This window comes from Allohahella sp. A8, assembly GCF_047946665.1.
In the GTDB taxonomy this organism is placed as follows: domain Bacteria; phylum Pseudomonadota; class Gammaproteobacteria; order Pseudomonadales; family Oleiphilaceae; genus Allohahella.
The window spans coordinates 2,210,976-2,237,004 of sequence record NZ_CP172312.1; the positions used below are offsets into that span (position 1 = coordinate 2,210,976).

The 26,029-nt window shown below is 54.9% G+C and carries 23 protein-coding genes; 5 read left to right on the forward strand and 18 right to left on the reverse strand.

Features of this window, described 5'->3' with window-relative positions; translation table 11 throughout:
* Positions 1-4: 4 nt before the first annotated feature.
* From ACH3PB_RS09895 to ruvA, 3 genes are read right to left on the reverse strand one after another with little or no spacing between them, the layout of a single operon-like run.
* Positions 5-460 carry a YbgC/FadM family acyl-CoA thioesterase gene (locus ACH3PB_RS09895; protein ID WP_416399307.1) on the reverse strand — a complete coding sequence of 152 codons (456 nt, stop codon included), beginning with the start codon at positions 458-460 and terminating at the stop codon, positions 5-7.
* The gene (gene ruvB / locus ACH3PB_RS09900) at positions 457-1,518 is read right to left on the reverse strand and encodes a Holliday junction branch migration DNA helicase RuvB (protein WP_416399308.1); all 1,062 of its coding nucleotides are present in this window, start codon (positions 1,516-1,518) and stop codon (positions 457-459) included. Before ruvB ends, ACH3PB_RS09895 begins: the two co-directional genes overlap by 4 nt.
* A 13-nt stretch (positions 1,519-1,531) precedes the next feature.
* Positions 1,532-2,227 carry a Holliday junction branch migration protein RuvA gene (gene ruvA / locus ACH3PB_RS09905; protein WP_416399309.1) on the reverse strand — a complete coding sequence of 232 codons (696 nt, stop codon included), beginning with the start codon at positions 2,225-2,227 and terminating at the stop codon, positions 1,532-1,534.
* A 188-nt stretch (positions 2,228-2,415) separates the two neighbouring features.
* On the opposite strand from ruvA, the gene imuA reads away from it, so the two are divergent.
* From imuA to ACH3PB_RS09920, 3 genes are read left to right on the forward strand one after another with little or no spacing between them, the layout of a single operon-like run.
* Complete coding sequence (gene imuA / locus ACH3PB_RS09910; protein ID WP_416399310.1) at positions 2,416-3,240, forward strand: translesion DNA synthesis-associated protein ImuA; 825 nt, start codon at positions 2,416-2,418, stop codon at positions 3,238-3,240.
* A 5-nt stretch (positions 3,241-3,245) separates the two neighbouring features.
* Entirely contained in the window at positions 3,246-4,700 is a 1,455-nt protein-coding gene (locus ACH3PB_RS09915) for a Y-family DNA polymerase (protein WP_416399311.1), read from the forward strand.
* On the forward strand, positions 4,697-7,894 hold the full coding sequence (locus ACH3PB_RS09920) for an error-prone DNA polymerase (RefSeq protein WP_416399312.1): 3,198 nt from the start codon (positions 4,697-4,699) through the stop codon (positions 7,892-7,894). The genes ACH3PB_RS09915 and ACH3PB_RS09920 overlap by 4 nt, the downstream gene beginning before the upstream one ends.
* A 97-nt stretch (positions 7,895-7,991) precedes the next feature.
* On the opposite strand, the gene ACH3PB_RS09925 is transcribed toward ACH3PB_RS09920, so the two are convergent.
* The 4 genes from ACH3PB_RS09925 to ACH3PB_RS09940 form a co-directional block, all read right to left on the reverse strand.
* Entirely contained in the window at positions 7,992-8,765 is a 774-nt protein-coding gene (locus ACH3PB_RS09925; protein WP_416399313.1) for an SDR family NAD(P)-dependent oxidoreductase, read from the reverse strand.
* A gap of 11 nt (positions 8,766-8,776) precedes the next feature.
* Complete coding sequence (locus ACH3PB_RS09930) at positions 8,777-9,778, reverse strand: NADP-dependent oxidoreductase (protein ID WP_416399314.1); 1,002 nt, start codon at positions 9,776-9,778, stop codon at positions 8,777-8,779.
* A 74-nt stretch (positions 9,779-9,852) separates the two neighbouring features.
* Complete coding sequence (locus tag ACH3PB_RS09935) at positions 9,853-10,656, reverse strand: crotonase/enoyl-CoA hydratase family protein (RefSeq protein WP_416399315.1); 804 nt, start codon at positions 10,654-10,656, stop codon at positions 9,853-9,855.
* A 1-nt stretch (position 10,657) separates the two neighbouring features.
* Positions 10,658-12,460: an acyl-CoA dehydrogenase gene (locus ACH3PB_RS09940; protein ID WP_416399316.1), complete on the reverse strand. Its 1,803-nt coding sequence runs from the start codon at positions 12,458-12,460 to the stop codon at positions 10,658-10,660.
* Positions 12,461-12,619: 159 nt separating this feature from the next.
* On the opposite strand from ACH3PB_RS09940, the gene ACH3PB_RS09945 reads away from it, so the two are divergent.
* On the forward strand, positions 12,620-13,600 hold the full coding sequence (locus ACH3PB_RS09945; protein WP_416399317.1) for a GlxA family transcriptional regulator: 981 nt from the start codon (positions 12,620-12,622) through the stop codon (positions 13,598-13,600).
* Here ACH3PB_RS09945 and ACH3PB_RS09950 read toward each other — a convergent pair.
* The 10 genes from ACH3PB_RS09950 to ACH3PB_RS09995 all read right to left on the reverse strand — a co-directional run bounded on the left by ACH3PB_RS09950 (position 13,570) and on the right by ACH3PB_RS09995 (position 24,561).
* Positions 13,570-14,271, reverse strand: a complete 702-nt coding sequence (locus tag ACH3PB_RS09950) for a hypothetical protein (RefSeq protein ID WP_416399318.1) — start codon at positions 14,269-14,271, stop codon at positions 13,570-13,572. The genes ACH3PB_RS09945 and ACH3PB_RS09950 overlap by 31 nt on opposite strands.
* Before the next feature lie 61 nt (positions 14,272-14,332).
* A complete protein-coding gene (locus tag ACH3PB_RS09955; RefSeq protein ID WP_416399319.1) occupies positions 14,333-14,767 on the reverse strand; it encodes a type IV pilin protein in 435 nt (144 codons plus the stop codon).
* A gap of 1 nt (position 14,768) precedes the next feature.
* Positions 14,769-15,107, reverse strand: a complete 339-nt coding sequence (locus ACH3PB_RS09960; protein ID WP_416399320.1) for a PilY2 family type 4a fimbrial biogenesis protein — start codon at positions 15,105-15,107, stop codon at positions 14,769-14,771.
* The gene (locus ACH3PB_RS09965) at positions 15,104-18,871 is read right to left on the reverse strand and encodes a pilus assembly protein (RefSeq protein ID WP_416399321.1); all 3,768 of its coding nucleotides are present in this window, start codon (positions 18,869-18,871) and stop codon (positions 15,104-15,106) included. Before ACH3PB_RS09965 ends, ACH3PB_RS09960 begins: the two co-directional genes overlap by 4 nt.
* A 46-nt stretch (positions 18,872-18,917) precedes the next feature.
* On the reverse strand, positions 18,918-19,568 hold the full coding sequence (locus ACH3PB_RS09970) for a pilus assembly PilX family protein (protein ID WP_416399322.1): 651 nt from the start codon (positions 19,566-19,568) through the stop codon (positions 18,918-18,920).
* A gap of 9 nt (positions 19,569-19,577) precedes the next feature.
* On the reverse strand, positions 19,578-20,348 hold the full coding sequence (locus ACH3PB_RS09975; RefSeq protein WP_416399323.1) for a PilW family protein: 771 nt from the start codon (positions 20,346-20,348) through the stop codon (positions 19,578-19,580).
* 8 nt (positions 20,349-20,356) lie between these two features.
* Positions 20,357-20,950: a type IV pilus modification protein PilV gene (pilV, locus tag ACH3PB_RS09980; protein WP_416399324.1), complete on the reverse strand. Its 594-nt coding sequence runs from the start codon at positions 20,948-20,950 to the stop codon at positions 20,357-20,359.
* A gap of 32 nt (positions 20,951-20,982) precedes the next feature.
* Positions 20,983-21,507 (reverse strand): GspH/FimT family pseudopilin, encoded by a 525-nt coding sequence (locus tag ACH3PB_RS09985; RefSeq protein WP_416399325.1) that lies wholly within the window; start codon positions 21,505-21,507, stop codon positions 20,983-20,985.
* Positions 21,508-21,665: 158 nt separating this feature from the next.
* On the reverse strand, positions 21,666-23,219 hold the full coding sequence (locus ACH3PB_RS09990; RefSeq protein WP_416399326.1) for a UdgX family uracil-DNA binding protein: 1,554 nt from the start codon (positions 23,217-23,219) through the stop codon (positions 21,666-21,668).
* 46 nt (positions 23,220-23,265) lie between these two features.
* The gene (locus tag ACH3PB_RS09995; RefSeq protein WP_416399327.1) at positions 23,266-24,561 is read right to left on the reverse strand and encodes a putative DNA modification/repair radical SAM protein; all 1,296 of its coding nucleotides are present in this window, start codon (positions 24,559-24,561) and stop codon (positions 23,266-23,268) included.
* A 194-nt stretch (positions 24,562-24,755) separates the two neighbouring features.
* Here ACH3PB_RS09995 and ACH3PB_RS10000 point away from each other — a divergent pair, with 194 nt between their 5' ends.
* Complete coding sequence (locus tag ACH3PB_RS10000; RefSeq protein ID WP_416399328.1) at positions 24,756-25,469, forward strand: VC0807 family protein; 714 nt, start codon at positions 24,756-24,758, stop codon at positions 25,467-25,469.
* A gap of 23 nt (positions 25,470-25,492) precedes the next feature.
* Here ACH3PB_RS10000 and ruvC read toward each other — a convergent pair whose 3' ends face one another.
* Positions 25,493-26,020: a crossover junction endodeoxyribonuclease RuvC gene (ruvC, locus tag ACH3PB_RS10005; RefSeq protein ID WP_416399329.1), complete on the reverse strand. Its 528-nt coding sequence runs from the start codon at positions 26,018-26,020 to the stop codon at positions 25,493-25,495.
* Positions 26,021-26,029 lie beyond the last annotated feature (9 nt).

Here is a 26,029-nt window from a genome sequence, read left to right on the forward strand (position 1 = left end):
CAGGTTAGGCTTTCGAGCCCATTACAGGGCGCTCAATTTTTCCCAATGCGGCCGCCAATGGGACGGGCATTGCAGTTGGCTTCAGTTTATCGTGAGTGACGCAGGCGATTTTGATGCGGCCACTGACAATCGGTTTGCCGAGCTCTGCCGATGTTTCAAACTCGGCCTGGCGAAGGTAGACGTTCTGGCTGAACTCAATATAGCTGCGCCCAAGCCGGGTTATGTCTGCCGTGACCAAGATTTCATCATCCAGGCGCGCGGGCTGATGATATTGCAGCTCGGCACTGTGAACAACGAATATGACCTGTGACCACAAGGTTTCCAATCGTGGAAAGCCCAGAGAACGAATGCGCTCAGTCCGTGCCCGCTCCATGAATTTGAGATAATTGGCATAGAACACGATGCCGCCGACATCGGTATCTTCGACGTATATTCGGATGGGCCAGACGAAATCACTCACGATGCTGGCCTGCCCGACTGTATCTGCTGCTCGTCATTCTCGACTTCAACCAGTAGAGCCGGCGCTGTCAGTCCGAAGTGTCGATAGGCCAGTGCTGTAGCCATTCGGCCTCGCGAGGTCCGCATGAGAAAGCCCTGCTGTATCAAGTAAGGTTCGATGACATCTTCCAGTGTGCCCTTGTCTTCACCAAGCGCCGCACCCAGGCTGTCGAGACCGACCGGGCCGCCTTCAAATTTATCGATGACTGCCATCACGAGACGACGATCCATATGATCGAGTCCATGCAGGTCGACCTTGAGCATATTCAGCGCCTGATCGGCGACATCTCGATTGATGCGGCCATCACTGCGGACCTCAGCAAAATCCCTCACTCGTCTCAGCAGCCGGTTGGCGATACGTGGTGTACCACGAGCACGCCGGGCGATTTCATGAGCGCCTTCAGCATCGATACTCACCTGCATCATCTGCCCGGATCTGGACACGATATGACTGAGGTCGGCGACGTTGTAGAACTCCAGGCGCTGCACGATACCGAAGCGGTCACGCAGTGGCGAGGTCAGCAGCCCGGCCCGTGTCGTGGCTCCGACAAGCGTAAAAGGCGGCAGCTCAAGCTTGATGGATCGCGCAGCAGGCCCTTCACCAATCATGATATCGAGCTGGTAATCTTCCATGGCCGGATAGAGAATTTCCTCAACCACCGCGCTCAGCCGGTGAATCTCGTCGATGAATAGCACATCATGTGGTTCGAGATTGGTCAGCAAAGCTGCCAGGTCCCCAGCCTTTTCGAGCACAGGGCCCGAGGTCGTGCGTATGGCCGTACCCATCTCATTAGCAATAATATTGGCCAGCGTGGTCTTGCCCAGACCCGGCGGGCCGAAAATCAATGTGTGGTCGAGGGCCTCGCCACGCTTGCGCGCCGCTTCGATAAATATTTCGAGCTGCTGAGACACCTGCGGCTGACCGACGTAATCATTCAGCAGCTTTGGTCGTATCGCCCTGTCCTGGATCTCTTCTCTTGGCAGGGGCTGTGGTGCAATGAGGCGGTCAGCTTCTATCATATGTCGTCATTTGCTATTTACCTTTCACCATCGAACGCAAGGCCTGTCTGATCAATTCATCTCGCGTCAACGCATCAGTATAGACTGCAGTGATCATGCGGGTGGCTTCTGGCGGCTTGTAACCCAATGCAATCAAAGCCGTTTCTGCTTCAAAGCGTATCTTCGCCGGGGAGGACGACTGTGCATCCAGGCCTTCGTCAGCACCAGCCACCGCCATGGTTTCAATCCCAACATCGCCTGATTCTGACGCCTCAGCACCACCTGTCAACCGTTGGCTTGCCTGATCGGGCTTCTGCTGAAAACTCCAGTTGGCCAGCCTGTCCCGCAACTCGATCAACAGACGCTCTGCCGTTTTCTTGCCTATACCCGGCAAACGGGTAAACGTAGCGAGATCTTCAGCACGCACCAGCGCCACGAGGTCCCTTGCTGTCAGGTGCGAGAGAATATTCACGGCAAGTTTTGGCCCTATGCCACTGACCTTGAGCAGCACACGAAACAGATCACGATCCTGCCGAGTGAGGAAACCATACAGTAACTGAGCATCCTCCCGCACCACCAGATGTGTGTACAGGGCGTATTCGGCGTTGATCGTGGTGAGCTCGAGCGCTGCAGTCAGGGGCACTTCTATTTCATAGCCCACCCCACCAGCATTGAGCAATACATGCGGAGAATCAATTAAGAGCAAGCGCCCCTGAACATACCCAATCACACTTTTCCCTCTTCATTCATAGAGTTGGCCTTCGATATTAATTATTAATTTAACTTAAGCCCTCTTCAGATTGATCTTTCTGAGCTTTTTAAAACGGCTTAGAGATGCGGCCGGATAGTGATTGCGTGGCACCAAATCGCTTTCTATACTGTATAAACAAACAGTAGTTCTGTACAGCGGAGATGCATATGTCACTTGAACAGCTTATCGACAGCGGGCGGATCTGGCGCTATGAATCACGTACCTCCCGGCAGAACTCGCTTCAGACCTCAGAGCCCGCACTGGCTCTCTATGATAATGAAATTCGTCAGGATGGCCCCGAGCCAGCTTCTGAAGCCGCTCCGCCAGCCGAACTTGCCACAGGTTATCCGCTGCTCGACAGAGTGCTGACAGACAGGGGATGGCCATGCAGTGGCGTGACTGAAGTCCTCTATACCAACGATGGCATCGGAGAACTTTCGCTGCTGCTGCCGGCCCTGCGCACACTCAGCAGAGGCCAGCGCTGGATCATCTGGATTGCGCCACCATTCCAGCTCAACTCTATCGCATTGGCTGCGGAGGATATAGATGTGCACAATCATATCGTGCTCAGCCCCGAATCCGATCGCGATTTCTGGTGGGCCTGTGAAGAAGCGATCAAGAGCGGTGCCTGCAGTGCCGTGCTCGCCTGGCCGGGTTTATCGAGGGAGCGCTCGAACGGACGCGGGCAGCAATCCTCGCAGAAAGCCTATGCTTGCCTCCGCCGATTGCAGATTGCAGCGGCCCAGCACAAGGTGGCTTGTTTTCTATACCGACAGAATGCCCAAGCGGCTGTGGATCAGGGCGGTAGCCCCAGTTCGCTACGCCTTCAACTCAGGTCCGACACGGCTTCAGACGCGCTGATGGTTGAAGTGCTCAAGCAGCGGGGGCCCCGGCCTCACGAGCCAATGAGCCTGAAAATTCCAAGGCCGCAACCTTTTCATTACAGCCGGCTGAGCGACCTGAAGCATCTGCTGCAGACCGCCGCTGTCTGATTCCCATGCATTGGTTGTACCTTCATCTACCGCATCTGTTTGCGGAGCATAGTCTGCCCGAGTTCCGTTCGGAACAGCCGGTCATCGTTGTTACACAGGATGGCCGCCAGGTCATCGATATTAATGCGGCTGCGCAGCAGGCCGGTCTCGAAACAGCTATGACCAGCGAAACAGCCTGCTGTCTGTGCCCTGCTGTGCGTGTGGTGAAGTACAGCGCAGCCACTGCCTTTCAGGCACTGCGTCATGTTGCTATAGCCGCGCTGGCAGAATCGGCATGGGTGAGCCCAGATGCACCTGATGGGCTGTATATGGAAGTTGGTTCTATGCGGCGTCTGAAAGGTGACTACGCCGCGCAGATTGCCTTTCTACATGAGTTTTATGCCGAGCTCGGCTATACCGTGCATATCGCCCAGCACAGTCGTGCCAGGGCTGCGCGCATTCTGGCCAGGCAGACCGGAGCTGCCGCGGCTTCTGAGCCTGATGCCCTGATCGAGTTGAGACACCTGCCGGTGACTGTGCTGTCTTTGTCTGCAGCCATGGTCAAGCGGCTTCACAAGCTTGGCCTCAAGACCCTCGGTGACCTCAACGCGCTCGATACCGGCGAGCTGAATTATCGCCTCGGAGCCAGCCTGGATGAGGTCGACTTCATCTTCGGTCGCAGACAATGGCTGCCAGAACCCTTTTATGCGCCCGAAAGCTTCGACTGGTCGCAGTCCTTTGAGCACGATATCGAGCAGCAACAGGCGCTGTTCTTCCCCATAAGTCAGGGCATACGCACCTTCTGTCAATTCCTGCGCCTTCGCTGCCTGAGTGCGCAACGTCTCATACTGGTACTGCGTTTCCGTGAGCGTGAGCGCCACCCAGCCCGCACGCTGCAGATCAATCTGGCTGAAGCCGAGAACAGCACTGAAAGTTGGCTCTACATGCTGAAGATGACGCTCGAGCGTTGCGAGCTTCCAGCACCTGTCGTGGCGGCTTCACTACACGCAGGGGGTAAGCATGAAGCTGAGTTGATACCGGTCGAACAAAAGGCGGCGGTACTGTGGGAAGCCCCCACAGACCAGATTCGTGCTCGTCAGACCCGCCTGCTGAACCGGCTGGCGGCCCGCTTGGGTGAACACCACCTACTGTTTCCACGCTGCGTGCATGACCCTCGCCCTGAACGACAGAGCATCTATGCCAGCTCGATCGTGCAGAGCACTGAGACCGCAGCCATCACGCAGTTATCAGGCAGGACCAGACCGCTCTGGCTCACCCCGGTCACGCCACTGGTCTTCAGCTCCAGAGCGATGCTCAGCGAATTCAGGATCATTCATGGGCCAGTGCAGATCCACACCGGCTGGTGGGACGACGAAGGCTGTTACCGGAACTATTACATCAGTCGTCTCCCGGGCGGCAGCCTGTGCTGGATTTTCTTCGACAAGAATCAGCAGTGTTTTTCGCAGGGTCTGTTCGCGTGATCGATTTTGCCGAGCTGCATTGTTTGAGTAACTACAGCTTTCTTCAGGGCGCTTCACATCCTGAGGAGTTGGTGCTGCAGGCCTTCGAGCTGGGTTATCGCGGACTGGCCATCACGGATGAATGTTCCGTAGCAGGTTCGGTAAAAGCCTGGAAGCAGCTGGATTCACTCAAGAAGCAGGCTGCTGGCGGCCATCCCCAGCAGCCCGGCAAGGACCTCACACTACAGGCAAAGCTGGATCGCTTCCGTCTTGTCACCGGCAGTGAGTTTCGCCATGACGGGCATCATTTCGTCGTACTGGCGACTACTAAAACGGCTTATGCGGAACTCTGCCGGTTGATTACACGCTGTCGTCGTGAAGCGGAGAAAGGTCGTTATCATTTCCATCCGGAGTGGCTGCGAGAAGAGATCCAGACGGGGTTGTTGCTGTGGCTACCGGGCTATCCGCCTGTAAGAACCATCAGCGCGGAGCTCATTGCCATCATCAAGTCATTTGGCGATCGTTGCTGGCTGCTATTGCAGCTGTTACTAACGGATCACGATGCGGCGCATAGTGCACATGTGGCCGAACTCAGCGAGCGCTGGAACCTGCCCATCGTCGCCAGCAGTTACCCACAAATGCATAGCCCCCGACGCAAGATGCTGCATGACTGCCTGAGAGCCATCGACCTGAACATGTCAGTCAAGGCCGCCCGAGCGAAGCTGATGCCGAACGCTCAGAATCACCTGCGGCCAGTCAGCCGCCTGACCGCGATCTATCCGGCGCAGGCGCTGCAGACCAGCATGGATATTCTGACACGCTGCACCTTTCAGATGGAGGAGATCACCTACCAGTATCCTCGCGAAGCTGTACCTGAAGGTCTCGACCCCAGCGCATATCTCCGCAAGCTTACTTTCGAAGGGGCGCATCAGCGATACCCCGGCGGTATACCGGACAATGTGCTGGCACTGCTTGAAAAAGAGCTGCGCATCATCGCCGAGCTGCGCTATGAATATTATTTCCTCACCATTCACGACATCGTTCGCTATGCCAAAAGTAACGACATTCTCTGCCAGGGACGAGGCTCTGCTGCGAACTCTGCCGTGTGCTACTGCCTCGGCATTACCGAAGTCGATCCGTCCAGAAGCAGCATGCTGTTCGAGCGCTTCATATCCAAGCGTCGCAATGAGCCCCCTGATATCGATGTTGATTTCGATAACTCGCGACGAGAAGAAGTCATTCAGTACATCTACCGGCGCTACGGACGAGATCGTTGCGCCATCGCAGCCACGGTCATCAGCTATCGCCCCAAGAGCGCCATTCGGGACCTGGGCAAGGCCCTGGGACTCGAAATGCATCGCCTCGAAAAGGCGATCGCCAACTTTGGCTGGGGCTATCGCAGCAAGGCCAACTGGATCGATGAAATTTTCAGTAGCGAACTCAGTGACGACAACCGGACGCTGCGCCTGTTCAAGCGGCTGCTCGATGAACTGCTCGGCTTCCCGAGACATCTGTCGCAACATGTTGGAGGCTTTGTCATCACTGAAGGTCCACTGAGCGATCTGGTGCCGATCGAAAACGCGGCCATGGTCGACAGGACTGTTATCCAATGGGACAAGAATGACCTCGAAGCCCTCCACCTGATGAAGGTCGATGTGCTGGCGCTCGGCATGATATGCGCGCTGCACAAGTCTTTCACGCTGATCAGCGAACTGACTGGTCGCACCTTCAGGATGAGTGATATTCCGCCTGAGGCCGATCCACGTGTGTTCGACATGCTGTGCAGGGCCGATTCCATAGGCCTTTTCCAGGTGGAGTCACGGGCGCAGATGAACATGCTGCCGCGCCTGCGTCCGGCCACTTTTTACGATCTGGTTGTTCAAATCGCACTGGTTCGACCGGGTCCTATTCATGGCGACATGGTGCACCCGTATTTGCGGCGGCGGGCGGGACTGGAGACGGTGGAGATCCCGCTGGAAGAACTCAAGCCTATACTGGCTCGCACCTATGGCGTACCGATTTTCCAGGAGCAGGTCATTGCCATGGCCATGATCGGTGCTGGCTTCAGCGCAGATGAAGCCGAGGCATTGCGGCGCGCTATGGCTAGCTGGAAGAAGACCGGCCACATGAGTGGTCTGCGGGAGAAACTCAAAGCGAATCTGGCCAAGCGTGGCGTGCCGGATAGTTTTATCGATCGCATCGGGCGGCAAATCGAGGGCTTTGGCGAATATGGCTTCCCCGAGTCCCACGCAGCCAGTTTTGCACTGCTGGTGTATGCCTCGGCCTGGCTAAAGTGCTACTACCCGCTGGTCTTCTGCTGTGCCTTGCTCAACAGTCAGCCCATGGGCTTCTATCAGCCCTGGCAGCTGATACAGGATGCCAAGCGTCATGATGTACTGGTACTACCGGTTGATATCAATCGCAGCCAATGGGATCACACGCTTGAGCCCATTTCCGAGCCCTATAGCACTGGCGCGAATCCTGAAGAGGACCTGCGAAGGGATGCCCGATACGCACTTCGGCTCGGTTTCAGACTTGTCAAAGGCATGCGAGAGGATAGTGGCCGAGCCATTGTGAGCAGCCGTCCTCCTGGTGGTTTCGAAAGCTATGCCGCGGTAGTCAATATTGCCGAGGTTCGCCGGGATGATCTCGAAGCGCTGGCGTCGGCTGATGCCTTCAGCTGCTTCGGCGAGCATCGCTATCAACAACGCTGGCAGGCGGCAGGTCGTGGCCTGTATCGTGATCTGTTTTCAGAGTCGGAACAACAGCGCAGCCCAGTGCCACCGCCCGACCGCCTGCAAAGCCTGCTCGAAGACTACGACACAACGTCGGTGCTGCTGAACGATCACCCGATGGCTTATCTGCGAGATAATAAGCAGTTGCCGAGGCAATACAAAGCCGAAAGTCTGGCGCAGCTGCCGAACAAGAGCCTGGTGATCGTCTCTGGCGTGGTCATCAATCGTCAGCGACCCAAGACTGCAGCTGGCGTGACATTTCTGACACTGGAAGATGAAACCGGCAGCATCAACCTGGTGGTCTGGCTGGCCCTGGCAAAGAAGCAGATGAAGGTACTGGTGCAGTCAAGGATACTGAAGGTATATGGCAAAGTTGAGCGCGATGTCGATGGACAGGTTGTCCACGTAATTGCGCATCATCTGGAAGATATCAGTGAGCGAATGCATGAGCTGAAATCGGCTTCCCGAGACTTCCAGTAAACCCGGACAACGGCCTGAGGAGACGCCCGTTATCGCGTTGCCTCAGGCTGGTAACCAAGAGCACGGGACGCGAAGACTCCGCGAACCCGTGAATTCATCAGGCTAGCAAACCGCCGTCGATGGCCCAGGACTGGCCAGTGACGAAACTGCTTTCGTCACTGCACAGCCAGGCCAGCAGGTTCGCCGCTTCTACGGGCTCACCCAGGCGACGCATGGGATTGGCGTTGGTGACTGCTTTCACCTGACGTTCATCCATCATCGACAGGGCACGCTCGACCATTGGCGTACGCAGGAAGCTTGGACAGACCGCATTAACGCGGATATTTGCCCGGGCGTATTCCACGGCCGCCGTACGCGTGAGTCCAATCACACCAAACTTACTGGCAGAGTAAGGCCCCAGCATTGGTGCCGAATGCAAACCTGCCACTGACGCGATGTTGATGATATGACCACCAGACGGGGAGCCGTCAGCACTTTTAGCCTTCAACATATGCCGGAGCTCATGCTGCATGCAGAGGAAGACACCCTTGAGATTGATATCAATGGTCTTGTCCCAGAGCTCTTCACTGCATTCGTGCAGTGGCATGTTCCTATGCTCGACACCGGCATTGTTGATGGCGACATCGAGCTTCAGACCACGCTTCTCGATTTCGGCAAACATGCTCGCAACCTGCGCAGAGTCAGATACATCAGCCTGAATGAACGTGACGTTGCCACCAATTTCCTTGACGAAGGCCTCACCAGCTTCACGATTGACATCGTTCAGCACGATGGTTGCGCCCAGATCCAGCAGATGCAGCGCCGTCTCGCGACCGATACCAGACGCCGCGCCGGTGATCAATACGGTCTTGCCTTTCAGATTTGCACTCATGGCAACCTTCCTTAGTGATCGACCTTGAGAACAAGCTTGCCGAAGTTCTCGCCCTTGAACAGCATCATCAACGTTTCAGGGAACGACTTCAGACCTTCGACGACATGCTCCTTGGCCTTCAGCTTGCCCTCATGGATCCAACCTGCCATTTCCCTCGCGGCTTCGCCGTAGTGCGCAGCGTTATCGAATACCACGATACCTTCCATGCGTGCACGGTTGACCAGCAGCGACAGGTAGTTAGAAGGCCCCTTCACCGGCGTCGTGTTGTTGTACTGCGAGATAGCACCACAGATCACGATACGGGCGTTCTTGCGGATGCGCGTCAGCACGTCATCCAGAATATCGCCACCGACGTTGTCGAAGTAGACGTCGACACCTTTTGGACAGGCCCGCTTCAAGCCATCTTTCACTGACTCATTCTTGTAATCGATGGCATCATCGAAGCCGAGCTCATTGATAAGGAAGTCGCACTTCTCCTTGCCCCCAGCAATACCGACCACGCGGCAGCCCTTGATCTTGGCGATCTGTCCAACCACGCCACCGACTGCACCAGCAGCACCAGAGACCACGACCGTTTCACCAGCCTGGGGCTGGCCGGTATTGAGCAGACCAAAATATGCGGTCATACCAGGCATACCCAGTACACCAAGGAAGCGCTCAAGCGGCGCAATAGAAGGATCAACCTTGTGCAGGCCGCTGCCGTCAGAAACAGCGTATGCCTGAACGCCCAGATGACCGTAGACGTGGTCGCCTTTCTGGAACTTCGGATGCTTCGATTCGACCACTTCACCGACAGTACCAGCGCGCATGACTTCACCGATCTGAACAGGTTCGATGTAGGACTTGGCATCGTTCATCCAGCCACGCATAGCCGGATCAAGTGAAATGAACTCGACTTTGACCAGCATCTGGCCATCCTTCAATTCAGGTGTCTCGTTCTCGACGTACTCCCAGTTGGACGCATCTGGCTCACCGGTTGGTCTGCTTGCAAGTAGAAACTGTCGGTTTTTCATAGTCATTCCTTAAGTCACTTTGACTTTCTGTTTATTCAGCTCGAATCAGCTGAATGGACGGCACGATGAAGTGTTCAGCGGCCTTTGAAATTGGCATCTCGGCGTTCCATGAAGGAGGCAATGCCCTCTTGCATATCTTCGCTGCGGATTATTGGAACGAGGTCAGCATACATTCGCTCCAGCGCATCCTTTTCAAGCGTCTGTCGCATGAGCTTCGAAGACCGTAGGCTGCCTTTAACCCCCAGTGGTGCGGCACTGGCAATTCGCTCAGCGATCCTGAGCGCTTCGTCAAGCTGCTGACCTGGCTCGACCAGCGACTGTACCAGCCCCCAGTCAAGGGCCTGCTTGGCAGTCCATTCATCACCAGTCAGCAGATAACGCTGCGCATTGGCCCAGCCAATCTCGGTGGGCAGGCGCAGCGTGGCACCGCCGCAGGCATGAAAGCCCCGCTGCACTTCAAGCTGTGCGAAACGCGTATCAGTGGCCGCAACGCGTACATCCGAATTGAGCAGGAGCTCCACTCCAGCGGTAAAGCACAGACCTTGCACCGCAATCACGACCGGCTTGGTCAGCGGCTCGCCGGCCAGGCCGTAGGGGTCGATGTCGCCTTCACGCAGGTCCGGCATCTTGCCTTTGGCGAAGGTCTCGGCCCAGCCATCAAGTTCCAGGCCAGCGGTAAAATGCTTACCATGAGCGAAAACAACGGCGACCCGAAGATCATCATCGCGCTGCAGTCGCCCATAGGTAGCGGCCAGCTGATAGTACATGTCTACCGTAAGCGCATTGTACTTCTGTGGTCGATTCCAGCCGATAAGGAGCACATGGCCCCGCTGTTCGATCGTGACATCCTGCGTCTGTGTGCTTGCTGAGTCAGTCATATCAGAACCAGTTGGCTTGCATATCCATGGTTGTCGTGTCGCCAGACATCAAGAGATCGACATCCCGTTGTACCAGCGGCAGTTCATGACGATAAAAAAAGCGGCAGGCCTGTAGTTTACCGCTGTAAAACGAGACCGCCTCTTCATTCGAAGCGTCAGTAGTCTTGAGCAGGTGCTGTGCTTCAGCAGCCTGCATGAGCCAGAGCCATGCTACCGTAGTGTGCCCTACCAGATGCAGATATGAAGCTGCATTCGACAACGCCACGTCCGGACCTGCCTGCTGCATGGCTGCACCTATGGAGGCTGTAGCTGCGGCTACCTGCTTGATCAGCGCATCGAGCTTCTTCACTTCAACTTCGAGCTCAGGAGGTGCTGACGACAGCGTGTTCTGTATACGCTTGTGCAGGATGGTCAGACCCCGACCCTTTTCCTGCCAGACCTTGCGCCCCAATAGATCGAGCGCCTGTATGCCGTTGGTGCCTTCGTGAATTGGATTGAGGCGATTGTCGCGCCAGCACTGCTCGACCGGGTATTCACGGGTATAGCCAGCACCGCCATAGACCTGGATGGCCAGGTCGTTAGCCTTGACGCCGTACTCGGAAGGCCAGGCCTTCATGATCGGCGTGAGCAGGTCCAGCAGTGTCTGCGCTTCTTCGGCTTCGGCCTGAGGGGCGCTGCTGATATCGTCGACCAGGCGGCCGCCGTAGAGCGTTAGTGCCAGGGCACCTTCACAGTAGGCCTTCTGTGCCAGCAGCATGCGTCGGACATCCGCATGCTCAATGATGTTGACTGGAGCGGCGAGCGGATCACGCGATGCTGCAGGACGTCCCTGAGGACGGCCCTTCGCGTAGTCCAGGCTCAGCATATAGCCGCGGTAACCGATAGATGCGGCACCCAGACCCACCCCGAGGCGAGCCTCGTTCATCATCTGAAACATGTATTTCAGACCCTGGTGCGGCTCACCGATGAGATACCCGACACAACAGCCCTTCTCACCGAAGTTCAGCGCAGTCGAGGTCGTACCGCGATAGCCCAGCTTGTGGAACAGACCGGCCAGGGCTACGTCGTTGCGCTCACCTAACGAACCGTCTTCCTGCAGGAGGAACTTTGGCACCACGAACAGCGAGATACCTTTGACGCCCGGCGGCGCACCTTCGATCTTTGCCAACACCATATGCACGATATTGTCAGTCAGTTCGTGATCGCCACCGCTGATATAGATCTTGTGACCCTTGATGCGATAGGTACCGTCATCCGCGGGCGTGGCCTTGGTGGTGATGTCAGCCAGGGAAGAACCAGCCTGTGGCTCGGTCAGCGCCATGGTGCCGGAGAAACGGCCACTCTGCATGTGTGGCAGGAAATGTTCTTTCAGGGAATCGCTGCCAAAGTTCTTCAGCAAGCGAGCCGCAGCCATGGTCAAAAACGGATAGCCGCTTGTGCTCGGGTTCGCAGCCATGAAGTACGCCATGCACGCCAGCATCACCGTTTCAGGCAGCGCAATACCGCCCTCCTCCTGAGACTCCCGTCCAGCCAGAAAACCGGCATCGGCTATGGCTGTCATGGCCTGTTTGACCTCTGGCCGAATGCTCACGGTCTTACCGTCGAACTGTGGCTCATCCTCATCCAGCAGCCTGTTGTGCGGTAGCAAGTATTCGCGGGCAATGCCTGCCGCAGTTTGCAGTGCTGCCGTCAGGCTCTCCCGATTATGATCAGAGAATGCCTTGCGCTCGCAAAGGCTATCGGCCTTGAGCACATCGAAAAGCAGGAAGTCGAGGTCACGTTCGTTCAGAAGCTGGTCGGTCATGAGGTATTCGGCCACTCTCTAGCTGATTGACAGATACCTAGCATTACAAATGCGGCTTGACAAAGTCAGTGGCGTATATGACATATTAGTGTCCAAACGTGCCACACCTCTCCGTTTGTGAAGATTGGCGCTAACCTTCAGCCTGGATAGGATCAACGAATGATCAAGGTGGTGGTAATCGGCTTCGATGGCTGCCTCGCGTCCGCCCTCACAGGGGCGGCGGACGTTTTCCGACTGGCAGGGGTCACCTGGGACCGACTGCATGGCGAGAGTTCAGCACATTTGTTCGAGGTGCAGATCGCGTCGGTCCAGGGTGAAGATATCCTTTGCACGAGCGGCATCGTTATCAAACCACATACGGCACTGGAAGATATCGACGCCTGCGACCTCGTGTTGGTGCCGACGATAGGTGGCCGACTTAATCGTGTGCTTGCCGGCGCAGGCGATGTCGTCAGCCATCTGCAGCGCCTAGCGGCCAGCGGCAGTGATCTGGCCAGCAACGATACCGGCGCTTTCCTGCTGGCGGAATCGGGACTCCTTGACGGCCGCAAGGCGACCACACACTGGGGCTTCACTGCCGAATTTCGCGCTCGCTATCCTCAGGTGAACCTGCAGACGGAAAAACTCATTACAACGGACGGTCGGGTGTTCTGTGCTGGCGGCGGCAGTGCCTGGCTAGACCTGGTGTTCTTCCTGATCGAGCGCTACCACGGCTATGAGATCGCGCGGACTACGGCGCGGGTGTTTGTGTTCGACTACGGTCGGAACAATCAGTCGGCGTACAGCAGCCTTCAAGCACGATTCAATCACACGGATGAGCCTGTGTCGGTCGCCCAGGCCTACATACAGTCGCATTATGCGGAGCCGATACTGGTCACGTCCCTGGCGGCCCTGGTCAACCTGTCCGAGCGAACCTTCAAGAGACGCTTCAAGCAGGCTACTGGTCTGCCCCCAAGAAGTTATTTACAGAAAGTCAGAATAGACAGAGCCCGACGACTGCTCGAGCGCAGCCGGGAGAATGTGGATCAGATTGCCTTGAGTGTAGGCTATAGCGAGAGCGCGTCGTTCAATCGACTGTTCAAACGCGAGGTGGGCATGTCACCCGGGCATTACCGGTCCAAGTTTTCCCGCACGGTTTGATCGCTGTCGTCCTGCAGATCGTCGTAAGGATCGATATCTTCAGAGGATTTTTTCGACCGCCTGCCACCGAAGAGCCCCTTTTTCCGCAGCGCACGTACTGGATTGAAACCACGTTTTCTGGCTGGCGGATACTGCGCGACCTCAGGTTCATCGAGCAGCAGCAGCAGGTCATCTTCTTCAACAATGACGCCAGCAGATGCTTCTCGTTCCAGGGGGCGCGGCGATGTCACTTTGGTGACTGGACTCTTAATCGCGGAGGATTTGCCGGCAGCTTTGTCCACGACCGGACGCGCGGAGCGAGACGGTGTCTCTGGTAGTGGTGAGCGTGCGATGTGCAACGAAAACTCAGCCTCGATTTCGCGCTCATCCAGTTGCTCACTGATAGCTTGTTCGAGTTGTTTGTAGACTTCCTTGGTGATCAACACCGGTGCTACTTTCGAGCCAAAGCGGCCGAGCATCGATTCGCGCCGGGCGACCGCCAGCGGATCTTTCAAGGCAATCTTGATGTAATAGTCGGTGGGCCGCAGCTTGCGGCGCCGCTCGGAACGATGCGCAGCCTCTGCATCCAGCTCACGCAGGGCGCGTTCGCGCTGTTCGTATTGGAGGATGAGAAGATAACCGCAGCCTGCAACCGCAGGCAGCGTGATTAAGAGAAAGAGCCAGTAGAGCATCGCTGCTTCGCATTTCCTTAAGGAGACAGTGACCTGTCAGAGGCAAACGATGATACCGGCTTCAGCGATCCCAGCAAGTCTTATTGTCGCCTTCAGTGACCCCTTTGGCACCGATACTGTTGATGGAGAGCCCATCGCATTTATCGTCGAGCTGGCCTGCCTTTGCGTTGGCTGTAAGCGTGTAGGTCACCGCGTTGCCAGCAGCTGCTGCCGGTGAGTTGGTGATGACGATGTTGTAATGCTCATTGAAGTTAAGGGTATTTAAGGGAGTACCCTTCGCATAACCCAATTCCTCGACCGTTCTGGAGTAACGACCATTGCGCGAGAAGAACTTCTCCTGCGCCGTCGCCATTCTCAGGAGCTCGGCCTTCGCATCAGCGCGATGCGACTTCATCACGCTGTCACGGTAGGCCGGGTACGCCACCGCGGCGAGGATGCCGACGATGGCGACTACGATCATGAGTTCAATGAGGGTGAAGCCTTTTTGGTGGCGCATGTTATTGCTCCTGCATGTTGCCGGGTAGCTCGGGCTTGAAATCCCGTCTGATTAAATTGATCGATTGAATCAGGCGGTCTCCGTTGCTTAGGACGATCCCGTTGAAGGCCACGATATCTCCAGGTTGTAGCTCGGGTATTGCTGCAGCTTTCTGACCTCCCTGCACGATGAAAACCTCCTCATCTACCCGATACGTCGAGCCAGCAACATTCAGCGAACGGACAATTGGGTCCACCTCGCGAATAAGCCCCTGCGCTTCGAATGTTTCTGCCGCCTGCAGCGAGCTGCAGGCCGTAATAAGGAGCGTCACAACACCAACTCGTAAATTGAATATACTCATCTCAACTGCCTCCAGGTCTGTCGTCCATCCGATGCGCCAAAGCTCGTTTTGACCGTATCGATACCAGTAGCGGTTGATAGCAGTAAATTTTCACCAACAGCATTGAAACCGCCTATGTTAGCGACTTTGACCGCCGCAAGATTATTGGTTGATCCGTACTTGGCATCACTGGAATTATAGTCGCCGCTGTTCACCATGCCGTCATTGCTCAAATCGAACTGACGTTTTGCAGGCGCACCACCCGACGCAGTCAGACCATAGATATAGTTTTCCAGGCCGCTCTCGCATACAGAGCTAAGTGGAGTCGCGGTTAGGAAGAACACGATTGGGTCAGCGCCAGTTCCGCGCACAATCGGGCTGGTCATGATCATCTCGCCCAGGTTCACAGGATCTGCGGAACTGGCTTTGCCTGTTCCATCGTCTTTGTACTCCACGAAGTCCAGGAACCAGCCGCGCTCGTTCACAACTGGCGCGTCAAAAGGCGGCGTATCGTCGTAGGTGAACCAGTCTACCCTCTCTGTTGTCACGCGCTTGATGGTATTCTTCTCCTTGAAAACAATGCCCCCAATTTCAACTTCATACTCCTGATCCTCAACCCTCAAGAGCTTCTGCTGCTGAAGATTGGATCGTGTAAAGGTGCCGTTCGAAACCGTTTTATCCAGAATCGATCTGTCCCAGACAGAATAGAAGCTATCTACCCGTGTAGTATTCGGCAGCGCATCGCCGCTCTCAAGATATCGGCCAGTACCGAAGACTACGAGGTAACTATCCCCGAAAGGATGCAAGGCCAGCTGCGGACGGCTGGAAATCGACTGCCTGCCGTTGTCGGCTTGCCTTGCAGTGAACAGAGGTTTGTTTTCCGCTATCTTCCACTGGCTAAGCGAAGTGCCGTTGATCCTGGCAGGCGTCGTAGCATCGCCGAGAATGGCGGTACGCGTCGCAATGGTGGTGTTAATGAGGTCAAAACGCCACAGGTGTCCATGGAGATCTCCCGCATAAACAGAGTCGATAATGAGGTCCCCGTTCACATCGGCCAGAAGCGGCTCAGCCATACCATTTGGATCATCAGGACTACCGACTCCAGTGTCGAATGTTTTGATAGTAGCGCCCGTCAGTGCGTTCAGAACCAGAAGGCGGGATCGGTCGAGATTGCTTTTGTATCCGTTGCCAAGAATCACGCCCCAACGGCCATTATGCAAACGGCCTATCTGAGGCTTACTGTAAGTGAAGCCCAGCTCTGGTCGGACGGTAGAGCCTAATGCCTGGGTGCCACTGACCTCCCACATCAGCTTTGGAGTAAGCGGATTCGTGATATCAAGGGCAAACACTGATCGCCCACCACCACGGAGCGTACCTACTAACAGCGTACGCCACTTCGTGTCGCTGGATGGGTCATAAACGTCGAAGGAGTTGAGTTCGCCGTCCACAAATGACTCGTGCGCGTACCCCGGTGAACTCAGCTTATATAGATTAGGAACCACTTCGCTCGGTACGAAAGCGAACTCTTCCTGGCCTGTCGCCGCGTCGAACGCATGTAGCATGCCATCGTTGGCGCCTACATAAACCATTGGCTTTCGCGCCGCTTGCGCAATCTTGAATTTTGCATAGCTATTAGGGTCTGCAGCGGCGAGACCTTCTGTCTTATCCAGGTTCAGGAAGCTTGGCGGACCGACATACAGGGGAGTCGAATAGATAATATCCCCTAGAAGCTTCCGCGCAGTGTCTGGGCCTCTAGAGCGAAACGTGGTGCCCTCTCCAGCCTTGCTGCCGCGTAACCACTCGACTCGCGACTCGCCTAATGCATCAGTACCGCCGACAGCATTTCGACTCATCATTATCTGCTGTGAAGACGGCAGGTTGCTGTATTTGAATGGGACCAGCTGCTTGGAAGCATTTGCTATGAGAATTTTTCGATCATTGGGATTAGTCGCGCCAAGCTTCTGCTGAGCGGACCATGTAGGCGTGTCAGCTACAGTGAGCGTGCCATCGGTCTCAGTAAGCGCGAACGCCCGAAGATCCCCGCTCCAATCTTCGGAGTTGAAGCTTGCGGAATAGCTGAATTCGGCGCCCTGAATAATAGCTGAATTCGAGGCGGGGGCTGCAGCAGTTGCAGTTCTATCCTGAATACCCTGTAAAACTGCACGGAAAGACTCTACGAGGCTGTTCGGATCATCCGCACTAAAGAACTTGCCACGACCGTTGATGGCAGCATGCCACAGGTCATACGCATTTTGGTTGCCGTCCTTTTTCGCCTCGGGCCAACTCTTTGCACCGCTACTAAGTGCAGTAAAATCCCCACCGAAAGTGTCACCATTGAAGTTCGGATCCGTCATGGTCGCGCTGAAGCCAAGACCTACAGTAAATGTAGTCATATGCTGCCAGTGCGCAGAGTCATTTCTTGGATTCCAAAATACATCTTCAGCGGAGCCTGCCTTGGCAGCGATGAAAGTGGGAACCTTGTTCGCAATGGTTGGCTGAGCGTCGGTGATCCATTGCGAGAAGGCGATATCAGCCAAGGTGTTAGAGTAATCGTCTTTGTAAGGTGCTTTTGGTGAATAGTTCTGAATACCGAACTCACTCGCTGGCGATCCAGTCGGCATGGCCACAGACTTGTTGTCAGCATTACCGTAACTACTGATGTTATCAGAGTTCCATACCCCGTCTGTAAACATCATGTGGTAGGAAGGCCGGCATTCGATGATAGGCTCCAAGGTGGTGCCTGGTAGATAAGCATAGGCACCATTCACACCCGTTCTGGCAATTTCGTTGCCGGCTCGATCCATGGCACTCCGAAGCGGTGTTCCATTCCTAGCCGGGGCAATCGAAAGCCATTTATAAAGGCCATTACGATGGCTGCCTGTAAAAGGACGTAGGCGGCTGTCAACATTTTCACCGGTCCAGCCGGAACAGCTACTGCTGAACGAGTTACACCTGTTCAAAGCCTGGAACCCGAGTCGCGCAGTTGGGCCTACAGCTTCGAAAGCCAACGTTGCCGCACTTGCTGCAGCAAAAACACGAGTGCGATAGAACGAATACCAGTTAGCAAAATTCTGTTGGGATTCTGCGGCGGGGCGATTGTTTTCGCTGCCTACCTGGACGTACTTATAGCAGGTTTCATCATAAAGTGATTTATTACCTTTACATTCCCCGAGCACATAACGGTAATAGTAAGCGGCTTGCCCCTTTTCTGTACCATTTTTCGAGATTGTTCCCTTAGAACCGAACTCCTGCACTGGATGCCGTTTTATCTGAGACGGAACGCTCTTGCCTAGGTTCGTGGAGGGCTCGTAAAGATATTGCACCCTGTAATCATTGGACAGATTGCGCACATCATCGCCTGTCACACCATCGACGTTTGGATGGAAACCGTTGATGTAGGCCGCTGTAAAAGAGGTGCTGTAACTAGTTCCGTCAGCCCTTTTCGGCGGTGCATAGATAATATCAGGGTTATAGTACTGCGCATTAAAATCTGGCGACGCAAAACGCCTATAGATATGGTCTTTTTCATCGTCATCGTTATACCAGCCATACCCTTCCCATCCGATGAAATCCGGGGTAAATGCCCAGGACATCGAACCCGAATCGTCGAAGGTGACAAATATGTTTGGATCAACTCCCTTCTTGATAAATAAAGGAGTCTGGGACAAAGCCAACGGCGCAGCAAAAGTCTGCGTCGCAGGTCCAAGCAGCACCAAGGACGCGAGCGTATACAAACCGGATCTGCGCGCGACACATGCAACAGTTTTCAAGGTCTCATTCAACATACATCACCTCACCCTGCCCCCGGCGCATGCCAGAGGCTGTAGTAAATCAAAGAATCTTTATGTAGCGGCTTTCGACTGTAGAGGTTGTGTCCTCTCGCCAATCCGTAGTGTCAGCATTGTCTGAGCGTAAGCCAGCAGCTGTACTGACTACCGAGTAATAGTGTGGCCCTACGCCGGCTGCGGCGGTTTGTGGATCAGTGACTGCAACACCGAATTTGAGATCAGCGCTGGGAAGATCGAATCCGTCATATATCAGCATCCCTCGAGGCGGCTGCGAAACACCCGCGAGCTTTTCAGTATCAGCATCAATGTAGTTATAACGAACGGCCTGATTGTTCCACCAGGTCCAGTCATCCAGCTTGGTGTCCCATGCCTTCTGACCGGCAACCCATACTACCGGCTCTGCGCCGCCACAGAGTGGTGGCGAAGCACAGTCGCTTGTGAGCTTGGCAGGCGGATTTCCTGTCTGCACGGCGAGATAGCGCTCCAGCCGTCGCAGCATTGACTCACCAGCTTCTACAGACATGCCCTTATCGCGCATATTCAGGAGCATGCGCTCTTCAAGCGTCGTCTCTTCCATGCCCAGTACAGCGATGACGGTCATAACCAGTAGCATGACGAGCGCGGCAATGAGCGCCACGCCCTGCTCGGCCGGTCGGTGGATACCATTCGTTTCACTTAAGTACCTCTGTGTCATGGTCATCTCCTACAACACAATGTTCTTGAGGGCGATGGTCTGAGTGGCCACGCGATAAATGCGGGCGTCTGATGCAGTCGTATCAGTCGCGGCATCCAGGGGAAAACGGAAGACCTGTGGTGTCGTATTGATATTGCCCGGCGCTACTGTCAGCACATCGAAGCGCAGACTTACAATTTTCATCCAGTCACCGCTAGCAGGTGCTGTCACGTACTTGTCGGCGACACGGTCGTTATTGCTGTCGATGCCATAACGAAGTGAGAAATCTTCGATGTCGCTGACCAGAGGAAAAGCATCGCTGCCATCGCGGCCGCATAACAGTTCGTTAGTGGCGTCGTTGTAGTAGATCCGCTCTATGACTGGTTCTTCGTAACCTGGCGCATTCAGATCAGCTGCTACGCCAATAGGTTCCCCAGTACAGTCGACATCATCAGCAACTACTTCCTGGTATCGGATACAAATACCAGTGCCGGTCTTGGATGCAGCAATCACTTGACCTGGATCAAAAGTCGCACAGTCCGACGAGGCGCCCTTTTGTTTGTACACGAAGAGCTTTGTGGTCTGGGGCATCTGACGGAAGCCCGTCTTCTCGAGAATGTCCTCAAGGAAGGTCATCGAGAAACGTGAATTTTCCTGTACCTGCGACTGGGCCTGCTGAAAGGTATAGGTGTCCTTCTTGGCCAGCATCACCTGCACCACACCCGCCAGCAGCAGTGAGCTGACGAGAATGGCGATCATTAATTCGACCAGTGAGAGGCCGTTCTGTCTGGCGTGCATCATGTCAGCTCCTATGGCTCAAAACTGGTAACGTAAGTCTGGACTGTCGCTGCGGGATCGGCAGCCTGCTGGTCCAGCACTGTCGACTCGGACCAACTAAAAGCAATCTTGACCGCACTGCCGAGGCCGTCGCAGTCTGGACTAAGAACAGGATCAGGGCTCGAGTCAAGGCAGATAACAGCGTTTGCTGTAAGCTGACTATCGGTGATCGGCAGTACGCGCTTGAGGCTTTCAGACCATTGAATTAGATCGTTGGTCGCCATTTCTTCTTCCGTGCAGCCCGTGCTCGTATAGCAGGCAGCGGTCAGTTTGCTCACGTCAGGAAAAGCCGCCTTGGCAGCCTTACCATAGTTGCCGAGATCAGGCATGCCCTTGTTATCGAGAATGGCGCTGCGATTGGCGCGTATGCGATCCATGAGATCATTGGTCAGCATCATCGCGTGGGTGTTGAGATTCGAATTCGTAGTCGATTGCAGGCTGACCATCTGGAGGCTGGCGATACCGAGAATGCCAACTGATAGCACCATCAGCGCGATCAGCACCTCGAGCAGTGTCATGCCTGTTTGCCGACCGATGCCGGATCGACAGGAAGTTTGCTGGAACATTGAGAGGGTTCTCCTGAAGCAATTTACCATGGTCACAGGCAACTGGTGGCGGGACCAGTCGACACACGACCTGTCCTTGAAAGAGTGATCATCCGGCCATGGTCCTTACCCCGGTCGTCACAGACCGCGAAGGTCATGGCCGCGTTCTTCGCCAGCATGCCGTTGGGTCGGAATGGAATACGGCTCGCTGCAGAGCTGTCAGACTTGATTTGGACATCGCCATCGAAAGGGTCTCGATCGCGCAGAAGCTGATCAGTTGCTGCCGCGAAGGTCGTGTCACCGTCGCTCTTGTTGCTGGCATCTCGATAAATAGTCCAACCGTTGCTCCACACCTGGGAAGCGCTGCCTTTTCTCTCTAGGTTCACTGCCCAGTTGAACCGAATAGCCTCACTGCGGGCATAATTCAGCTGCGACACAAAGGCGTTGGTCGCAGTGGTCAAACGGTTATTCTTGATCATCGTCTGGAAAGACGGCACGCCGACGGTCAGCAGAATAGCTGAGATAGCCAGCACGATCATGAGCTCAAGTAGCGTGAAACCCTGTTGTCTCGACGTCATAGGACGTAGCCCCGATATGTTTATATATCAGGAAGCCTAGTCTTCCGATCAACTTCTAACCACAGGCATCCGACGAACGGCAGGATTAAGCCGACGAACGGTTGAGAAGGGCCTAACCAGGAGGTACTGGACGATAAAACTGAGAAACAGTTAACAGTTTACGAAAGCTGCTTGACCTTTTCGAGATCCACCAGAAATGCATCGTAAGCCGACTGCTTGGCTCGTGCAGGGATTCGCAGAAGATAGGATGGATGGACGGTCGAAAGCACCTGCCTGCCCCCATGACTGATCCAGCGCCCCCGAACATCCTGGAGACGGGTCTTACTACCTAGCACGCGTTGAGTGGCCGTTGCGCCGAGACAGAGAATGTACTCGGGATTAACCAGATCCACCTCAGCATCCAACCAGCCTGAACAAGCCGAAATCTCCCTTGCGGAGGGGCTGGCATGCAGACGGCGCTTGCCACTCGGCTTCCATTTGAAGTGCTTGACGGTATTGGTCAGGTAACATTTATCAAGATCTAGCCCCACCTCTTCCAGCGCGCCTCTCAGGAGTTTTCCCGCGGGCCCTACGAAAGGCTCGCCCTGCAGATCCTCCATGTCACCTGGCTGTTCGCCTATGATCATCAGCTTCGCATTGCTGGCACCGCTACCGAAAACGGCCTGCGTTGCATCTTTAAAGAGCGGGCAGGCACTGCAGCCTTGGGCCATATCACGCAACTGCTCGATCGAGCTGGCTTTCTGAATGGCTTCGGAATTATGAGTATCGATAATCTTCAGCGGCTCCCGCGCGGTTACTTTGTGCCTGAGCTGATCCTGTGTGGCTCTAATCGACGAAGATCGCTTACGAAGCTCGTCCGAATCCAGCATATCCGCACTCAACATGGCATCTACTGTTTCATCCGAGCCACTGACCAGCGAAGAAATCAACGCTGCTTCAGGCATGTTTTTCCAATAATGCTTCGGCATCTCACTTTGCATCAGGGCTACATTGGTTCTGGCCGGATTGAAGGTCTTCGCGTAGTAGGTCAGCCACATGGCCTCGAAATCGTCCTCCGCGCGCGTCAGCGCATCTTTTACTGGAGATTGCCTTTCGGCTGACTCAAACCGCACCCTCCCCTCATCGTGGTGAGCGATGCCGTCCGGCGTAAAAATGCTCCAGCGCATATTCGGAAAACGTCGAGCAAAGAATGGCGCGGTAAGTGGTAAAACCGGATGTAAAGGCTCAAACCAGGCAGTCCAGCGCGCATGGCCGAGCTGCGGATCCAGAGCGCCCTTACCATCCTCCGGGAGGCCGGGGAATTCAGCGAATTGAGGACCTTCAGGCGGATCAAGTCGAAGCGGTGTGAACCGCAGAAAGGCTTTCATTTTATGGGCGGCTCGGTGTACGACCTGAGCACGTCTTCGAAGATCATGGACATCAGGATCGATGGTGAACGCCAACAAATCGCGCTCACCGTGCACAAGCCTCCACAGCACTCGATACAGGAGCGCCCAGTTATCAGTGGAGCGATGGCAGGCAACTTTCTCTGCCACACTCAAAAAGCTGGCCGGCACGGTTGCACGAGTTTCATTGGCTGGCGTTAAAGGCAAGCTGTCCCAAAGCGATGGCTGGTGAGCATCTTCCCAATTCACAGCTTCCGGCGGCACCTGCGCGTTCAGCAATTCCCGAGAGCGATCCCTCCACTGTCTGAAAGTTGAAATGCCAGTCATGGATAAGCCTGTTTTGTGAAGACGCTAAGGCGAGAAAACTGAGAAATCAGCCAAAAAGGGCTAATTGCTCGCCCACGCCATTCAAGCCTGGAAGTGTCATAGATGCTTGTTGAGCGGGCGGCAAGAACAGGGCCTTGAGTGTCAGCGAGTCAACAAGCGACGAGGCGGGCCAATAATCCTGAGCGATGATGAAAGGTTGCACCTTTTTAAGCGACACCCGCATCTTCGCCAGATCGTTCAGACGCAGTGCATGAAAACGACGGTTCGTCAGAATGCGGTCTACTGATCGAGAACCGATGCCAGGTATGCGTAACAGCCAATATTGTGAGGCACGATTGATATCTATGGGGAAGTGTTGCCGATTTCTCAGCGCCCATGACAGCTTCGGGTCAATATCCAGCTCCAACTCCCCCGACTCCGGAGGCACGATTTCCTCAACCCGGAACTGGTAGAACCGCAGGAGCCAGTCGGCTTGATAAAGTCGGTTTTCCCGTACAAGTGGTGGCGGCTTGATAGGTAGCTGTCGCGAAGCATGAGGAATCGGGCTGAACGCAGAATAGTACACGCGCTTCAAGCCATAGGAATGATAAAGATTTGAGCTGGTTGCAAGAATATCGCTGTCGTTCGAAGAATCAGCACCGATTATCATCTGCGTGCTCTGCCCTGCAGGAACGAAACGCTCAAGCTTCACTGTGCGAGAACCAGCGTGCTTTTGTTTCGCGATATTTTCTTCCTTGGTGACATCGCGCTTGAGCCGAACCTTCGCCATGGCAGAACGAATCTGGTGCAGGTCTTTCTCAGGCGCGAATTGCTGCAGCGAATCTTGCTTGGGTAGTTCAATATTGATACTGAGACGATCAGCGTATTTACCTGCTTCGTCTATCAGATGCTGGGACGCCTCCGGGATGGATTTGAGGTGGATATAGCCGTGAAAGCCTTCTTCCTCACGCAGCTTTTTCGCCACCTGGAGTAACTGTTCCATCGTGTAGTCAGCAGACTGGATGATGCCAGAACTGAGAAACAGGCCCTCGATGTAATTGCGCTTGTAAAATGAAACGGTAAGCTGAACCACCTCATCGACGGTAAAGCGGGCTCGAGCGACATTGCTTGAGCTACGATTCACACAATAACTGCATTCGTAGATACAGAAATTCGTAAGCAGGATCTTTAGCAGCGATATACAGCGTCCATCTGGCGTATAGCTATGACAAATGCCCATACCTTCGGTGGAGCCGAAACCTTTGCCCTTACCTGCAGCTTTCTTGCCTGCCCCGCTACTTGAACAGGAAACGTCATATTTAGCTGCATCGGCTAATATCGCCAGCTTTTGAATCAGCTCCATTCCCAGCACCCACTATCACCGCACACTACTGTATCTTTGTACAGTATCCGGTAAATGTAAAGCGCTTATGCGGGAAATCGCGAGAATTGAAAAGTCTTTCAGTCATGAGGGTTCGCTTTCTGATAAACTTCAGCCCACTTGGTAGCCGCACCTCGGAACGGCGCCACAAGCCCATTTGATCGTAGCCATTGTTCATGACAAACGAAACGACAAGCGCCGAAAAGCCAGCCCACCGCGGTGGCATGCTGCAAAACCTACTGTTCAACATCATCATTCCAGTGATCATTCTGTCCAAGTTTAGTGGCGAAGATTCACTTGGACCGATGGTGAGCATTGTGGTCGCTCTGGCCTTCCCTATAGGCTACGGCCTGTACGATTACAGCAAATCCCAGAAGACCAACTTTTTCTCTGTGTTGGGTATCGTCAGTGTATTTCTGACCGGCGGTATGAGCCTGTTGAAACTGGACCCGGAATATATCGCCATCAAAGAAGCGACCATTCCGGCGCTGATTGGTCTGGCAGTCCTGATTTCACAGAAGACCAAGTTTCCGCTGGTGAAGATCTTTCTGTTCAACGACCAGATCATGCAGGTCGACAAGCTGCACCGAATCCTGGCGGAAAACGGTAAGGAGAAGGAGTTTCAGGGGAAGCTGTGGAACGTAGCCTCTATTGTTGCAGGCTCATTCTTTCTCTCGGCAGTACTGAATTATATGCTGGCGAAAATCGTCCTTGTCAGTCCGCCTGGCACGTCTGCCTACAGTGAAGAACTGGGCAAGATGACAGCGCTGAGTTTTCCGGTAATTGCCCTGCCCAGCATGATCGTGCTGATGATCGGTCTGTGGTACCTGATCAAGCAGATCAAGCTACTGACCGGCCTTAAGCTGGACGACATTCTAAAACAGCATTAGGTTCGATCAGGGCAGCTGCCGAACTAACGCAGCCGGCCCCGGACGAAACTGCTGACGCGCTCGCTGTTGGTCCGCAAGACGTTCAGGCTGTGGGTCGTGTGCATGTGGCAGATCGCGATCGACAGTGCGTCAGCCGCATCGGCCTGAGGTGTGGCGTCAAGTCTTAGTACTGCCTGAACCATGTGCTGCATCTGTTCCTTGGTCGCAGCACCCGTGCCAGTCATTGCCTGCTTCACCTTGGTCGCAGAATACTCACCAACCTCAAGTCCAGCCTCAGCCATTGCAAGAATAGCCGCGCCCCTGGCCTGCCCCAGTTTAAGCGCACTATCCGCATTTTTGGCCATGAAGACTTTTTCGATCGCAGCCGTTTCCGGCCGATACATCTCGATGACCTGAGCCACTGAGCGGAACACGCACTGCAGGCGCTCCGCCAGCGTGTCACCCTGCACTCTTATGCAACCACTCGCGACATACACCGGCTTATTATGCTGAGCCTGAACCAGGCCATAGCCAGTGATGCGCGAGCCGGGATCGATCCCGAGGATAATCACCTTACGCGA

Coding starts and splice junctions, on each gene's coding strand:
- ruvB (WP_416399308.1), bottom strand. CDS start 1,518: ATGATAGAAGCTGACCGCCTCATTGCACCACAGCCCCTGCCAAGAGAA.
- imuA (WP_416399310.1), top strand. CDS start 2,416: ATGTCACTTGAACAGCTTATCGACAGCGGGCGGATCTGGCGCTATGAA.
- ACH3PB_RS09915 (WP_416399311.1), top strand. CDS start 3,246: ATGCATTGGTTGTACCTTCATCTACCGCATCTGTTTGCGGAGCATAGT.
- ACH3PB_RS09925 (WP_416399313.1), bottom strand. CDS start 8,765: ATGAGTGCAAATCTGAAAGGCAAGACCGTATTGATCACCGGCGCGGCG.
- ACH3PB_RS09930 (WP_416399314.1), bottom strand. CDS start 9,778: ATGAAAAACCGACAGTTTCTACTTGCAAGCAGACCAACCGGTGAGCCA.
- ACH3PB_RS09935 (WP_416399315.1), bottom strand. CDS start 10,656: ATGACTGACTCAGCAAGCACACAGACGCAGGATGTCACGATCGAACAG.
- ACH3PB_RS09940 (WP_416399316.1), bottom strand. CDS start 12,460: ATGACCGACCAGCTTCTGAACGAACGTGACCTCGACTTCCTGCTTTTC.
- ACH3PB_RS09945 (WP_416399317.1), top strand. CDS start 12,620: ATGATCAAGGTGGTGGTAATCGGCTTCGATGGCTGCCTCGCGTCCGCC.
- ACH3PB_RS09950 (WP_416399318.1), bottom strand. CDS start 14,271: ATGCTCTACTGGCTCTTTCTCTTAATCACGCTGCCTGCGGTTGCAGGC.
- ACH3PB_RS09955 (WP_416399319.1), bottom strand. CDS start 14,767: ATGCGCCACCAAAAAGGCTTCACCCTCATTGAACTCATGATCGTAGTC.
- ACH3PB_RS09960 (WP_416399320.1), bottom strand. CDS start 15,107: ATGAGTATATTCAATTTACGAGTTGGTGTTGTGACGCTCCTTATTACG.
- ACH3PB_RS09965 (WP_416399321.1), bottom strand. CDS start 18,871: ATGTTGAATGAGACCTTGAAAACTGTTGCATGTGTCGCGCGCAGATCC.
- ACH3PB_RS09970 (WP_416399322.1), bottom strand. CDS start 19,568: ATGACACAGAGGTACTTAAGTGAAACGAATGGTATCCACCGACCGGCC.
- ACH3PB_RS09975 (WP_416399323.1), bottom strand. CDS start 20,348: ATGATGCACGCCAGACAGAACGGCCTCTCACTGGTCGAATTAATGATC.
- pilV (WP_416399324.1), bottom strand. CDS start 20,950: ATGTTCCAGCAAACTTCCTGTCGATCCGGCATCGGTCGGCAAACAGGC.
- ACH3PB_RS09985 (WP_416399325.1), bottom strand. CDS start 21,507: ATGACGTCGAGACAACAGGGTTTCACGCTACTTGAGCTCATGATCGTG.
- ACH3PB_RS09990 (WP_416399326.1), bottom strand. CDS start 23,219: ATGACTGGCATTTCAACTTTCAGACAGTGGAGGGATCGCTCTCGGGAA.
- ACH3PB_RS09995 (WP_416399327.1), bottom strand. CDS start 24,561: ATGGAGCTGATTCAAAAGCTGGCGATATTAGCCGATGCAGCTAAATAT.
- ACH3PB_RS10000 (WP_416399328.1), top strand. CDS start 24,756: ATGACAAACGAAACGACAAGCGCCGAAAAGCCAGCCCACCGCGGTGGC.